Annotated in this window: 13 protein-coding genes; 11 read left to right on the top strand and 2 right to left on the bottom strand. The window is 48.5% G+C overall.

Annotated elements, in window-relative coordinates:
- The first annotated feature begins 79 nt into the window (after nt 1-79).
- The 4 genes from FEK46_RS00790 (at nt 80) to yqhH (ending at nt 2,211) form a co-directional block, all read left to right on the top strand.
- Nucleotides 80-1,179 (top strand): IS3 family transposase gene (locus FEK46_RS00790; RefSeq protein ID WP_130261386.1). Its coding sequence is split into 2 segments (ribosomal slippage): nt 80-335 and nt 335-1,179, totalling 1,101 coding nucleotides; the frame shifts between segments, so codons are not numbered across the junction.
- Between the two features lie 18 nt (nt 1,180-1,197).
- On the top strand, nt 1,198-1,608 hold the full coding sequence (locus FEK46_RS00795) for a hypothetical protein (RefSeq protein ID WP_240731108.1): 411 nt from the start codon (nt 1,198-1,200) through the stop codon (nt 1,606-1,608).
- Between the two features lie 35 nt (nt 1,609-1,643).
- Nucleotides 1,644-1,892 carry an LPP leucine zipper domain-containing protein gene (locus tag FEK46_RS00800; RefSeq protein ID WP_130210311.1) on the top strand — a complete coding sequence of 83 codons (249 nt, stop codon included), beginning with the start codon at nt 1,644-1,646 and terminating at the stop codon, nt 1,890-1,892.
- 61 nt (nt 1,893-1,953) lie between these two features.
- Nucleotides 1,954-2,211: a lipoprotein YqhH gene (gene yqhH, locus FEK46_RS00805; protein WP_130210313.1), complete on the top strand. Its 258-nt coding sequence runs from the start codon at nt 1,954-1,956 to the stop codon at nt 2,209-2,211.
- A 41-nt stretch (nt 2,212-2,252) separates the two neighbouring features.
- On the opposite strand, the gene FEK46_RS00810 is transcribed toward yqhH, so the two are convergent.
- The gene (locus FEK46_RS00810; RefSeq protein WP_000095187.1) at nt 2,253-4,472 is read right to left on the bottom strand and encodes a YgiQ family radical SAM protein; all 2,220 of its coding nucleotides are present in this window, start codon (nt 4,470-4,472) and stop codon (nt 2,253-2,255) included.
- A gap of 249 nt (nt 4,473-4,721) precedes the next feature.
- Between FEK46_RS00810 and FEK46_RS00815 the strand changes: the two genes are divergently transcribed.
- From FEK46_RS00815 to FEK46_RS00845, 7 genes are all read left to right on the top strand, one after another.
- Nucleotides 4,722-5,471: a FadR/GntR family transcriptional regulator gene (locus FEK46_RS00815; protein ID WP_130210319.1), complete on the top strand. Its 750-nt coding sequence runs from the start codon at nt 4,722-4,724 to the stop codon at nt 5,469-5,471.
- A gap of 376 nt (nt 5,472-5,847) precedes the next feature.
- A complete protein-coding gene (locus tag FEK46_RS00820) occupies nt 5,848-7,320 on the top strand; it encodes a mannitol dehydrogenase family protein (RefSeq protein ID WP_135559842.1) in 1,473 nt (490 codons plus the stop codon).
- The gene (locus tag FEK46_RS00825) at nt 7,317-8,333 is read left to right on the top strand and encodes a zinc-binding alcohol dehydrogenase family protein (protein ID WP_135559843.1); all 1,017 of its coding nucleotides are present in this window, start codon (nt 7,317-7,319) and stop codon (nt 8,331-8,333) included. The genes FEK46_RS00820 and FEK46_RS00825 overlap by 4 nt, the downstream gene beginning before the upstream one ends.
- Before the next feature lie 10 nt (nt 8,334-8,343).
- Entirely contained in the window at nt 8,344-9,354 is a 1,011-nt protein-coding gene (locus FEK46_RS00830) for an Ldh family oxidoreductase (protein WP_135559844.1), read from the top strand.
- A 72-nt stretch (nt 9,355-9,426) separates the two neighbouring features.
- Complete coding sequence (locus FEK46_RS00835) at nt 9,427-10,410, top strand: TRAP transporter substrate-binding protein (protein ID WP_130210327.1); 984 nt, start codon at nt 9,427-9,429, stop codon at nt 10,408-10,410.
- Between the two features lie 41 nt (nt 10,411-10,451).
- On the top strand, nt 10,452-10,934 hold the full coding sequence (locus FEK46_RS00840; RefSeq protein ID WP_130210329.1) for a TRAP transporter small permease: 483 nt from the start codon (nt 10,452-10,454) through the stop codon (nt 10,932-10,934).
- 10 nt (nt 10,935-10,944) lie between these two features.
- Nucleotides 10,945-12,249: a TRAP transporter large permease subunit gene (locus FEK46_RS00845; protein WP_130210331.1), complete on the top strand. Its 1,305-nt coding sequence runs from the start codon at nt 10,945-10,947 to the stop codon at nt 12,247-12,249.
- 91 nt (nt 12,250-12,340) lie between these two features.
- Here the strand turns inward: FEK46_RS00845 and ftsP are convergent, their stop codons facing one another.
- Nucleotides 12,341-13,753 (bottom strand): cell division protein FtsP, encoded by a 1,413-nt coding sequence (gene ftsP, locus FEK46_RS00850; RefSeq protein WP_130210333.1) that lies wholly within the window; start codon nt 13,751-13,753, stop codon nt 12,341-12,343.
- Nucleotides 13,754-13,803 lie beyond the last annotated feature (50 nt).

A 13,803-nucleotide genomic window follows, 5' to 3' on the forward strand; every position in this document is an offset into this window, starting at 1 on the left:
TGATCTCCTCCCTGAAAACAGTACCAGTCTAAACTGAAGTCTCCGGTCTTTCTTCCTGCTAACAGAGAGGCTTATTACCATGAAAAAGACCCGTTATACCGAAGAACAGATTGCGTTTGCGCTGAAACAGGCCGAAACCGGCACCCGCGTAGGGGAAGTCTGCAGAAAGATGGGTATTTCTGAGGCCACCTTTTACAACTGGAAGAAGAAATTTGCCGGTCTGGGCGTGACGGAACTGCGGCGTCTGCGGCAACTGGAGGATGAAAATCAGCGGCTGAAGAAACTGGTGGCCGATCTGAGTCTGGATAAGGAGATGTTGCAGGAGGTACTGAAACAAAAGTTCTGAGGCCGGCTCAGAAGCGCCAGGCGGTGCATTTCCTGCAGGAAGCATACCGCATCAGTGTCCGCCGGGGATGCGGGTTGCTGATGCAGAGCAGAACTGTCTACCACTGGCAGAGCCGGCGTGACGATCGGGCGATAACCCAGCGTATCCGGGAGATCGCGGAAACCCGGATACGGTATGGTTGTCCGCGTATTCATATCCAGCTGCGGCGGGAGGGCTGGCTTGTTAACCATAAGAAAACACACCGGATTTACTGTCTGGAAGGCCTCAACCTGCGCAGAAAGCGCCCCCGCAGACATGTCAGTGCAGCACATCGCCAGCAACGTCCGGTCCTGACGCATATCGATCAGTGCTGGAGTATGGATTTCGTGTCGGATAATCTGTTTAACGGACGGCGTTTCCGGGCGCTGACTGTAGTCGATAATTTTAGTCGGGAGTGTCTGGCGATCCATGCCGGAAAGTCGCTGAAAGGCGAGGATGTGGTCGGTGTGATGGAAGGGTTGCGGGTGCTGGGTAAGCGCCTGCCAGTACGTATTCAGACAGATAACGGCAGCGAGTTTATCTCAAAAAGTCTGGATAAATGGGCGTATGAACACGGCGTGACCCTGGACTTCTCGCGCCCCGGAAAGCCGACAGATAACCCGTTCATTGAATCATTTAACGGCAGTCTGCGGGATGAATGCCTGAACATTCACTGGTTCCTGTCACTGGAAGATGCGCAGGACAAACTCGACAGCTGGCGCAGGGAATATAATCATGAAAGGACACATTCATCATTAAATGACATGACTCCGGCTGAATTCATCCGAAGTCTCCGGAAAGACGAAGATCTCTGATTTAGCACTGCACTGATTTTGGGCCAGGGTCAGTTTGACCATATCACTCATTATAGCTGGCCCTGGACGTGGGTTGTTTCCAACACCTATCGCCAGGCTGTTAATGCCTTCTATAAAACTACCTTCAAGACTGACAGTAACTCCGATGAAGATATGCAATTAGAGCGGCAATTTATCTACGACAACCCAATCTGTTTTGGCGAAGAGTCGTTATTTTCACGCGTTGATGAAATTCGTGTGCTGGAGAAAACTGCCGACTCCGCTCGTATTTATGTTCGTTTTGCATTGACCAATGGCAACAGCGAAGAGCAAGAAATTGTTTTACAGCGGCGTGAGGGTAAGTGGGAAATTGCCGATTTTATCCGCCCAGGCGGCGGAAGTTTACTTAAACAGATTGAAGCGAAGACTGCCGCCAGATTACAGCGGTGAGCGGAATAATTAATACCAGATAAAGGAAACTGGAAATGAATAATCAACTGTTACTCTTTTTTCTAATGTTCATACTCACAGGCTGCGTCAGTAATGAAAAAATCAGTCATGTAGAAAATGATATTCATCTGATAAATATAAAAGTCGATCAACTCCAACAGGATATCAACGCTTTACGTCAGGAAATTCAGGTAGCGAAAGAAGCGGCAGAAAAAGTTAACACACGGCTGGATGATGCCGGAAGATGGCCAGACGGAATTTGGGCGCACCCGCCACGGTGGTAATACTCCACTAAACATCAATCAACTATTAATCATAACAATAAAAAACAGGGAGAAATAAATAATGAAAAAGACTTTCAGCGTGGGAACACTAATTCTGGTAACTGGCTTATTAAATGGGTGCGTCAATGAGCAAAAGGTCAATCAACTGGCGAGCAATGTGCAAACATTAAATGCCAAAATCACCCGACTTGAGCAGGATATGAAAGCATTACGTCCACAAATCTATGCGGCAAAATCTGAAGCTAACAGAGCCAATACGCGTCTTGATGCGCAGGACTATTTCGATTGCCTGCGCTGCTTGCGTATGTATGCGGAATGATAAAACAATCCCCGGCAGCATTCTGTTACCGGGGATTTTTTTTAACGTCCGACCGCTGCTTTAGGGCGTTTCTTCGCGCCAGCATTCACCGGACGAGATTGCGTAGACGACGCTTTTTTTGCCGTAGCAGGCGTCTGACGCTGGGTCGCCATCGGCGTATGTTTGGTCAACGCTGGACGGGTATTGCGGTTCTGACGGCGAGCTTCGCGCATCTCTTCAATGGTTGGCGCAGGCACTAAGCAATCGCGACGGCTGCCAATCAGATGCTTTTTACCCATTGCTTCCAGCGCCTGACGGATTAACGGCCAGTTTGCCGGATCGTGATAACGCAACAACGCTTTATGCAAACGACGCTGCTTGTCGCCCTTCGGTACGAAGACGTCTTCACTCTTATAACCAATCTTCGCCAGCGGGTTTTTCCCGGTGTAATACATGGTGGTCGAGTTAGCCAGCGGCGATGGGTAGAAGTTCTGTACCTGGTCGAGGCGGAAGCGATGCTTTTTCAGCCACAGCGCCAGGTTCACCATATCTTCATCACGCGTACCCGGGTGCGCGGAGATGAAATAGGGGATCAGATACTGCTCTTTACCTGCCTGTTTCGAGTAGGTATCGAACAGCTCTTTAAAGCGGTCATAACTGCCCATGCCCGGCTTCATCATCTTCGATAACGGCCCTTCTTCGGTATGTTCCGGGGCAATCTTCAGATAACCACCTACGTGATGGGTCGCCAGCTCTTTGATATAGCGCGGGTCTTCCACGGCAATGTCGTAACGCACGCCGGAAGCGATCAGGATCTTCTTGATACCTTTGAGATCGCGAGCACGGCGATAGAGATTGATGGTCGGTTCGTGGTTAGTGTCCATATGCGGACAAATATCCGGGTAAACGCACGACAAACGGCGACAAGTTTGCTCGGCGCGTGGCGATTTGCAGCGCAACATATACATGTTGGCAGTTGGCCCACCGAGATCGGAAATCACGCCAGTAAAGCCAGGAACGGTGTCGCGGATCGCTTCAATCTCATTAATGATCGAATCTTCCGAACGGCTCTGAATAATGCGCCCTTCATGCTCGGTAATAGAGCAGAAAGAGCAGCCGCCAAAGCAGCCGCGCATAATATTGACCGAGAAACGAATCATTTCGTAAGCCGGAATACGGGCGTTACCATAAGCCGGATGTGGCACGCGCTTATACGGCAGCGCAAAGACGCTGTCCATCTCTTCGGTAGAAAGAGGAATAGCTGGCGGGTTGATCCACACATAGCGGTCGCCATGTTTTTGCATCAATGCCCGGGCGCAGCCTGGGTTAGTTTCGTGGTGCAAAATGCGCGAAGCATGAGCGTACAGAACTTTATCGCCCTTCACTTTCTCGAAAGAAGGCAGCAACACGTAGGTTTTTTCCCACGGTTTCGGGCGCGGTGGCTGCACGGTAACGGCTTTGGCTTCTTGTTTTTTCGGCGCCACCGGTTTGTTATCCGCGCACGGCAAATCTTCGCCATACGGATGCGGGATCGGGTCGATTTTCCCCGGGGTATCGAGACGGGTGGAATCCACGCCGCTCCAGCCTGGCAGCGCCTCTTTCACGATAATCGCGGTATTGCGCACATCGCGGATTTCACTAATCGGCTCGCCCATTGCCAAGCGATGCGCCACTTCCACCAGCGGACGCTCACCGTTACCGAACATCAGCATGTCGGCTTTCGAATCTACCAGCACGGAACGGCGCACGGTATCGGACCAATAATCATAATGTGCGGTACGACGCAGGCTGGCTTCGATACCGCCGAGGATCACCGGCACATCTTTCCACGCCTCTTTACAACGCTGGGTATAAACCAGTGTGGCGCGATCCGGACGCTTACCTGCGACGTTATCCGGCGTGTAAGCGTCGTCATGACGTAAACGGCGATCGGCAGTGTAACGGTTGATCATCGAGTCCATATTGCCTGCGGTAACGCCGAAAAACAGATTCGGTTTACCCAGACGCATGAAATCGTCTTTGCTGCTCCAGTCCGGCTGGGCGATGATCCCAACGCGAAAGCCCTGCGCTTCCAGCATACGACCGCAAATCGCCATCCCGAAGCTTGGGTGATCGACATACGCGTCGCCAGTAACCAAAATGATGTCGCAGCTATCCCAGCCAAGTTGATCCATCTCTTCACGAGACATCGGCAAAAACGGTGCCGGTCCAAAACAGGCGGCCCAGTACTGCGGCCAGGAGAACAGGTCGCGATCCGGTTGGATCAGGGAGATAGAGCTCATTTTGCTTCCAGAAATGGTAAAAAAATAATCAAAGACCGGGGATTATACGCTGTATCACGCGCGGAAATGAAGTGATGTTGATAAACGGTGACGAAATACCCTGGTGAAGTTTTCACTGCCGATCGGGGCAAACACATTTAAGGCTAGCGGTATCGTGGCAACTGCCGCTACTATTTATGCCGATCAGCAACGTTCAGGTCATGTTGCACGACGATCGGCTATCCGAGGACACCCACAGTAAGGCAAGGTATGGAACAGGTTATTACAAAGCGCCGCTATTACGATATTGGTCTACAAATTGAAGAGTTGCTGTATTCAGGCGTATTCAAAGCCGGAGAGCGCTTACCTTCAGAACGTGAACTGAGCGAGCGGTTTAATACCAGCCGGACTACCATTCGTGAAGCCATCATTATGCTGGAACTCAAAGGCGTACTGAATGTGAAGCAAGGGTCAGGGATCTTCTTTGTCGATTCCACCGATAAGCTCAATCAGAAATCATTAATGCCTTATTCAGAAATTGGCCCGTTCGAACTGTTGCAGGCGCGCCAGGTGATCGAGAGCAATATTACCGGTTTTGCAGCCAGCCAGATCAGCTTTAACGAATTACAAGAATTAAAGAAAATCATTAGTTTGCAGGAAAAGGCAATCGCAGCGGAAAGTGATAAATTTGAAGAGCTGGATCACCGATTTCATAGCCTTATTGCCGAAGCAACGCAAAATCGTGTGCTGATCAAACAAGCCGCCGAATTATGGCGGGCAGTGCGCACAGAAAACCCCCGCTGGAAGAAGCTGAACTACAAGTATTTGCACGAAAAGCCTTTGCGTCTGCAATGGCTGGAAGATCACCGGGCTATTGTCCTTGCGCTGCAACAGAAAGATTCAGAGCTTGCCAGAGAAGCGTCCTGGAACCATCTGGAAAACAGCAAAAATGAACTGATCAAAATCTTCAAACAAGACGCTTCCATTAGCGACTTTGATGACTTTTTCTTCGCTCGTTAACCTTCATTTATCCAGAGCTGACGTGAAAAATGACGCTGGCTCTGCATCCCCCCTCATCTGGTACACTCTATCTTGTTAATTGGTCTAATAAATTATCAACGGACTGATGATAAAGCGCGCTTTGCTCGTGCCGAATGCAGCGTGAATACCTAATCTGGCATAAAAAATTAAAATTAAATACGTTACACAATCATCGCCAGCCTGATCAGCGTAGCGCATCAGGCAGTTTTACGTTTGTCATCCATCTCAAATCACTTCCTCTTGTTCTGTTCCGTACTTTTACCTTTCTCTGCAAGCGTGATGCATCTCTCTGTTTTTGGTCTAATGAATTATGTAAATTGGTCTAAACACACCAACTACCAGGAGTAAGCACATAATGTCAGGGAACGAGAGCATCACTGTCGCCCACCATGATCAGGTCACCACCTGGCCTCGAGACGGGTTACAGGCTGATATTGTCCATATTGGTTTTGGCGCTTTTCATCGCGGACACCAGGCTGTCTATACTGATCTTACTAATCAGCTTTCGAACACCCGCTGGGGGATCTTTGAGATCAACCTGTTTGGTGATGCTCAACTGATCGAAAACTTAAATGCGCAAAATGGGCTGTTTTCGGTGGTGGAAACGTCTGCATCGCAATCTACCTCACGCCTTGTACGCTCGGTGACTGGCGGTATCCATACCCCCGTGGACGGTATTGCCGCAGCAATCCAGAAATTGACTGAACCTCAGGTAAAAATCGTTTCATTAACCATCACCGAGAAAGGCTATTGCCTCGATTCGCAAACGCGATCACTTGATCTCACCAATGGATTAATCAAACACGATCTACAAAACCCGGATGCGCCTCAGTCGGCTATTGGCTTGATCGTCTGTGCTTTGCAACAACGTAAAGCAGCCGGACTTGCCGCTTTTAGTGTGCTCTCCTGCGATAACTTGCCTGACAATGGGCATCTGACGCGAAATGCCGTTCTCGGTTTTGCCCGCCAACTGGACCAGTCCCTGGCTCAGTGGATCGAAGAAAATGTCTCATTTCCAGGCACGATGGTCGATCGCATTGTTCCGGCAATGACCGAATCGCAATTCGCCTTACTGGAAACTAAAACCGGTTATGCCGATCCCTGCGGGATCGTCTGCGAATCATTTCGCCAGTGGGTGATCGAAGATAATTTTGTGCATGGGCGACCGGAATGGGATAAAGCAGGCGCGATGTTTGTCAGCAATGTTCAGCCTTATGAAGAGATGAAGTTACGCATGCTAAACGGTAGCCATTCATTTCTGGCTTATAACGGCTCACTGGCAGGCTATGAATTTATCTGGCAATGCATGGAAGACGCTAATTTTCGTTCCATTACCCGCCATCTGATGATCAATGAACAAGCCCGAACACTTAATCCTGATTTAAATATCGACGTCCAGGAATACGCCGACCTGTTAATTGAACGCTTTAGCAACCGTAATGTTGCACATCGTACCGGGCAAATCGCTATGGACGGTTCGCAAAAGCTTCCCCAGCGTGCGCTGACTCCCTGGCTGAAATTGCATCAGCAAAAGCAAAACAATGCTGTTCTGTCACTGCTCGTTGCTGGTTGGTTGCATTATGTCATTGAAGCTGTTGAGAAAATCCAGTCTGTCGCTGATCCAATGAGTGAACAATTTCATGCGCTAATAAAGGAACAACAAGACGCATGGCAACAGGCGCTCGCATTACTGCACCTTAGCGCCATATTTGGTGAATTAAGCAATCATCAGCCCTTTATAAATGAAATAAAAATTGCCTTTGCAAATATAAAAAACAAGGGCATCAAGGCCACAATCAGCCAATTATTATCGGACGAGCAGAAATGAAAACATTAATTTGTCAGCAGCCTGGCGTTATGGAGTATGTGGAAAAAGATATTCCCGTGCCAGCAGATAACGAAGTGCTATTAAAAATTAAAGCCGTGGGTATCTGTGGTACGGATATTCACGCATTTGCCGGCAGACAGCCTTTTTTTAGCTACCCACGTGTATTAGGTCATGAAATATGCGCCGAAGCAGTTTCACAAGGCAGTCAGTGTCAAACGGCACAATCAGGCCAGCGCTATTCCGTTATCCCATGCATTCCGTGTGGCGAGTGCGCCGCCTGTCGGGAAGAGAAAACGAACTGCTGTGAACGTGTTTCGCTGTATGGCGTGCATCAGGATGGGGGTTTTAGTGAGTACCTTGCGGTACGTGAAGACAACCTTGTGCCGCTCCCTGACGAGGTCAGCGACAGCGCCGGCGCATTGGTTGAATGCTTCGCCATTGGGGCACATGCCGTTCGTCGGGCTGAGATCAAGGCTGCACAAAACGTACTGGTGATTGGCGCCGGGCCAATTGGTCTGGCTACCGCATCCATCGCCCAGGCTAAAGGGGCACAGGTTGTTGTTGCTGATATTGATAGTCAACGTCGCCAGCACGTTGTGGATAATCTTGCTATTAATGCCTTCGATCCCACACAGGAAGATTTTATTGCCGCGCTTCGTGAAACCTTTGGCGGCGACCTGGCTTGCGTCGTACTTGATGCTACGGGAAATAAAGCCTCGATGAGTCAGGATGTCAATCTTATTCGTCATGGCGGCAAAATTGTTTTCATCGGTTTGTATATCGGTGAGCTCGTTATTGACGATCCAACCTTCCACAAAAAAGAGACAACGTTACTCAGCAGTCGTAATGCCACACGGGAAGATTTCGCGTTAGTTATTGAACTGATGCGCAGCAATAAAATTCATGAAAACTTAATGAAAAACCAGGAGTTTGATTTCTTTAATGTTGGCGAAAATTACCAACGTAACGTTGTAGAAAATAAAAATATGGTCAAGGGTGTGATCACTTTTTAAGGGAACAAAGATGACAACAGTTTATGTCGGTGAAGCAAATTTAAAATCACTGGTACACCACAAATTATATACTGCCGGGCTGGATACTAACACCGCACAACAAGTTACGGATGTTTTAGTACATGCCGATATTACCGGTGTGCATTCTCACGGTGTTATGCGTGTCGAACATTATTGCACTCGCCTTGCTGCCGGAGGGTTAAATAAAACCGCGCAATTTAGTATTGAGCAAATATCACCGTCAGTGGCCATTCTCGACTCTGATGACGGGATGGGGCATTCAGCATTAATTAGCGCCACAGAGCACGCCATCAAACTGGCACAGGAAGAAGGTCTTGGGTTTGTTAGCGTTAAAAACGCCTCTCACTGTGGCGCGTTGTCTTATTTTGCAGAGATGCTCACCAACCAAGGATTGATTGCTATCGTAATGACGCAAACCGATACCTGCGTAGCGCCTCATGGCGGTGCCGGGCGCTTTTTGGGAACTAACCCCATCGCCTTTGGCTTTCCGGTGGAAAACAGCCATCCGATGATTGTTGATATGGCGACCAGTGCCACGGCTTTCGGCAAAATACTTCATGCAAAGGAAACCGGAAAACATATTGGTGAAGGACTGGCGATAGATAAAGACGGTAATGGCACCACTGATCCGCATAAAATTGAAAACCTGTTACCTTTCGGTCAGCACAAAGGTTCAGGCATTGCGCTGGCTATAGATGCACTGACTGGCGTGCTGATGAATGCGAATTTTGGTAACCATATTGTTCGCATGTATGGCGATTATGACAAGATGCGTAAGCTGGCAAGTTTGGTTATTGCCATCGATCCGAAAAAGCTCGGCAATCCTGTTTTTGCTGAAACTATGGCGCAAATGGTCACGGAACTTCATGCCGTTAAACCGGTTCCCGGCGTTGAAAAAGTATTAGCACCGAACGATCCACAAATGCACTATAAAGAAAAATGTCAGCAGGAAGGTATTCCCGTTCCGGCAGGGATTTTCCATTATCTGACAGAGAATTAATAATCTCTTTTTATTCTAACGATAGAAAAGCGCTGTATTTATCGTTTCTGTTATATTAACCAGGAGCAGGATATGAAAGCACTTCGTCCTCTGACGGCATCGCTTATGCTGTTGACCAGTTGTTTATTAATTTCCAATACCACACTGGCAAAAACAACATTAAAACTCAGTCATAATCAGGATAAAAGCCATGCTGTCCATAAAGCATTAAGCTATTTAGCTGATAAAACCAAAGAATATTCTAATGGTGAACTAGTTATTCGTATTTACCCAAATGCGACATTGGGTAACGAGCGCGAATCACTGGAACTAATGAACTCTGGCGCATTGCAGATGGTGAAAGTGAATGCTGCGTCACTGGAATCTTTCGCCCCGGATTACAGTCTTTTCAGTCTGCCTTTCTTATTCCGCGACCGTGAGCATTATTATCGCGTTCTGCAAAGCGATTTAGGTAAACAAATACTCAAGTCATCAGAAAGCAAAGGTTTTGTGGGTATTACGTATTATGACGGCGGTGCGAGAAGTTTTTATTCCAATAAACCGATTACAAAACCTGAAGATTTAGCAGGAATGAAAATTAGGGTTCAACAAAGCCCCAGCGCCATTGCAATGATGAAAGCGCTTGGCGGTGTCGCCACACCGATGGCTCAGGGAGAACTTTACACTGCGCTCCAGCAAGGTGTTGTTGATGGCGGAGAGAACAATACCGTTGTCTATTCTGATATGCGTCACGCCGAGGTTGCAAAAGTCTATTCACGTGATGAACACACCATGGTGCCTGATGTGTTAATTATTAGCACCAATGTGTTGAATAAACTTGGCGACAAAGAGCGTACGGCATTATTAAAGGCAGCCGATGAATCAATGATGCAAATGAAAGATGTCATCTGGCCTGCCGCTGAAAAAGAAGCCTACGACAAAATGAAAGAGATGAACGCAACAGTGGTTGATGTTGATAAATCCGCTTTCAAAGAACGCGTAAAACCGCTATACGATGAATTTAAAGCGAAAGATGCACAATCGGCCAAAAACCTTGAGCAAGTAGAAAGTATGTAACCCTAATGGGCAGGTAATCCCTGCCCTTTCATGGAAGACTTATGCGCACACTCACTCATATTCTTAATAAGATCCTTGCCGGATGCTGCTGTATTATTCTCGCCATTATGGTGTTCTGCGTAACATGGCAAGTTATTGCTCGTTTTATTTTTAACGCTCCCAGCACCGTGCTTGATGAATTTACCCAGATTTTATTTATGTGGATGATTTTACTTGGCGGTGTATATACCGCTGGGTTAAAAAAACATCTGGCGATTGATTTGTTGGCTCAGAAACTTCCTGCGGCATCTGTTCTGACGCTTGACAGTTTTATCCAAATTATTATTACCGTTTTTGCAGTTATTTTTATGATCTATGGAGGAAACATTGTTGTTGAAAAAGCACAACATGTTGGACAAATTTCTCCTGTATTAAAATGGCCGATGGATAAGGTCTATTGGGTTATGCCTGCCAGTGGGCTTATTCTGGTCTGGTATTCAGTGATGAATATTATTGACAACTATCGTAAACGGAATTCTCATTAACGAGGGAAGTATGGACTTTGAATATATCTACCCCGTCTTAATTTTATTTGGCAGTTTTGCCGTCATGCTGGCAATAGGTGTGCCAATTACTTTTGCTATTGGCCTTTCTTCACTGTTATCTATTATTACTGCCTTACCTCCCGATGCCGCCATTTCTGTGATTTCGCAAAAAATGACAGTGGGACTGGATGGCTTTACGTTACTAGCCATTCCCTTTTTCGTGTTAGCCGGAAACATTATGAATACCGGAGGCATCGCCCGACGGCTGGTTAACCTGGCGCAAGCATTAGTTGGGCGTCTGCCTGGCTCACTGGCTCATTGTAATATCCTTGCAAACACGCTGTTTGGTGCTATTTCAGGTTCTGCTGTTGCGTCAGCCGCCGCGGTAGGTGGGATTATGTCACCACTGCAGGAAAAAGAGGGCTATGATCCGGCGTTCTCTGCGGCAGTGAATATTGCCTCTGCCCCCATTGGTCTGATGATCCCACCGAGCAATGTGTTGATTGTTTATTCCCTCGCCAGTGGAGGCACTTCTGTTGCAGCGTTGTTCTTAGCTGGATACTTGCCAGGCATTCTCACCGCTGCTGCTTTAATGTTTGTGGCGGCTCTTTATGCACGACGTAACCATTATCCAGTGGCAGAACGCATCAATTTTCGTCAGTTTTTGCAAATATTCCGTGAATCAATACCCAGCCTGATGCTTATTTTTATCATTATTGGCGGTATTATCGCGGGGGTATTTACGCCCACAGAAGCATCGGCAATAGCAGTAATTTATAGTTTATCCCTGGCGATGATTTACCGGGAAATCACCCTTAAGAAGCTCAATGATATTCTGTTAGATTCGGTGGTAACCAGTTCAATTGTTCTGTTACTGGTAGGCTGTTCGATGGGGATGTCATGGGCCATGACGAATGCTGATGTGCCTGAGTTAATCAACGAATTGATTACCAGCGTTTCGGATAACAAATGGGTCATTCTTCTTATTATTAATATCATTCTGTTGATCGTTGGCACCTTTATGGATATCACACCAGCGATCCTGATATTTACACCTATTTTTCTGCCGATCGCCCAACATCTGGGGATAGATCCGATTCACTTCGGCATTATTATGGTTTTCAACTTAACCATCGGTCTTTGCACACCTCCTGTCGGTACCATTCTGTTTGTTGGTTGCAGTATTGGCAAGGTCAGTATCGACAAGGTAATAAAACCATTGCTACCGATGTTTCTGGCATTGTTTGTGGTGATGGCAATGATTTGTTATTTCCCGCAGCTCAGTCTGATGCTGCCTGGGTTATTTTCAACCTGACAAACAGACGGGCCTGAATGATTCAGGCCCGTCTGTTTACGTCTTTCCTCACCGTGAGGACTGCATATCGCCGGGAGATTTAATTGGTCCATTACGGTATCGGATTGACCAACAGCTGCCCTATCGAGCCGCGATCGGCCATTTCCAGCGTCTGGCTATTAAAGTAGAACGGGAAGTGCGCCCAGGAAGGCTGACCGAAATAGACAAGCAGCTCCACTTGTCCGTCGACCCAAACGGTATCTTTCCAGCCTCTGTCTTCCGGGAACGGCATTGCGCCGTTAACGTTGCGGATCTGGAACATCACGCCTTCAATATGGAACGCTTGCGGTTCATCTGCTCGTACGGTCCAGCGCTCCCACGTTCCTTGCTGCGCGGTGACATCAATACGGTTGACGTCCCACAGCTTTCCATTGATACCCGGGTCATCACTCAGGCTGATATCACGGCTGCGAATCGGCGAACCGGCCATGATTTCGGTTGGCAGCAGGCGCATCGGAAGACTGTCTGTGACCAGCGGCAGAAGACCGGTTGGGCGCAGCGTTAGCACCAGCGTGGAAACCAGAATGCTGGATGGCTCAAAGAAGCCACGAATACGATCAACAATGCTCGCCGCTTCGCCACAGGTGATAGACACTTCATCACCGTTGCTCATATCCACCAGAATCTCGCGGCGCTCGCCCGGTGCCAGCGAAAGTTGCTTCACCGACACTGGCGCAGGCAGGAATCCCTGATCGCCAGAAATCACATGTAACGGGCGACCATCGCTCATCTGTAGTTGATAGCGACGAGAGTTCGACGCGTTCAGCAGTCGCAAGCGCACCCAACCACGCGAGACTTCAACGTACGGGCTTTGCACACCGTTGACCAATAACGTATCGCCAACAAAGCCGCCGCTTCCTGGCTCGCTGTATTCCGGCGTGCCAAAGTTATCCAGCCTTTTATCCTGGATAATGACTGGAAAATCATCCACGCCATAATGGTTAGGGATTGGCAGCGACTTGCTGACTTCATCTTCCACCAGCCACATTCCGGCAAGGCCGTTATAGACCTGCTGTGCCGTGCGGTTGGGGGTATTGGCGTGATACCACAAGGTCGCTGCGTTCTGGCGAATGGGGAGTACGGGCGCCCAGTCAGCGTTTGGCGACATCATGCGTGCCGGACCGCCCATCAGTGGGCCTGGCACCTGTAGCCCGGCCACCGTCATTGAGACATTTTCTGTCAGTCGGTTGCTGTAAATCAGCTTAACATCATCGCCCTTCCAGACGCGGATAGTCGGCCCAAGATAGCGACCATTGATACCCCAAACCGACGCGCGCGTTCCTGGCGTAAATGACCAGTGCGCACGCTGTACGGTCATAAACAGCGGTTGCCCACGGCGAGATTCAAGCAGCGGCGGAACGGGCAATGGTTGCTGTTGACCGGCTGCGCTGGCCTTCAGGGGGACAGCACCTGCACAGAGTGCAATCCCCGATGCCTGAATGAACTGACGCCGACTGAGTGACATATTTGCTCCATGTAAAACTGGCTAAAGTAATACCGTGCAGGAAAGTGTTC

Source organism: Escherichia sp. E4736, from assembly GCF_005781225.1.
In the GTDB taxonomy this organism is placed as follows: domain Bacteria; phylum Pseudomonadota; class Gammaproteobacteria; order Enterobacterales; family Enterobacteriaceae; genus Escherichia.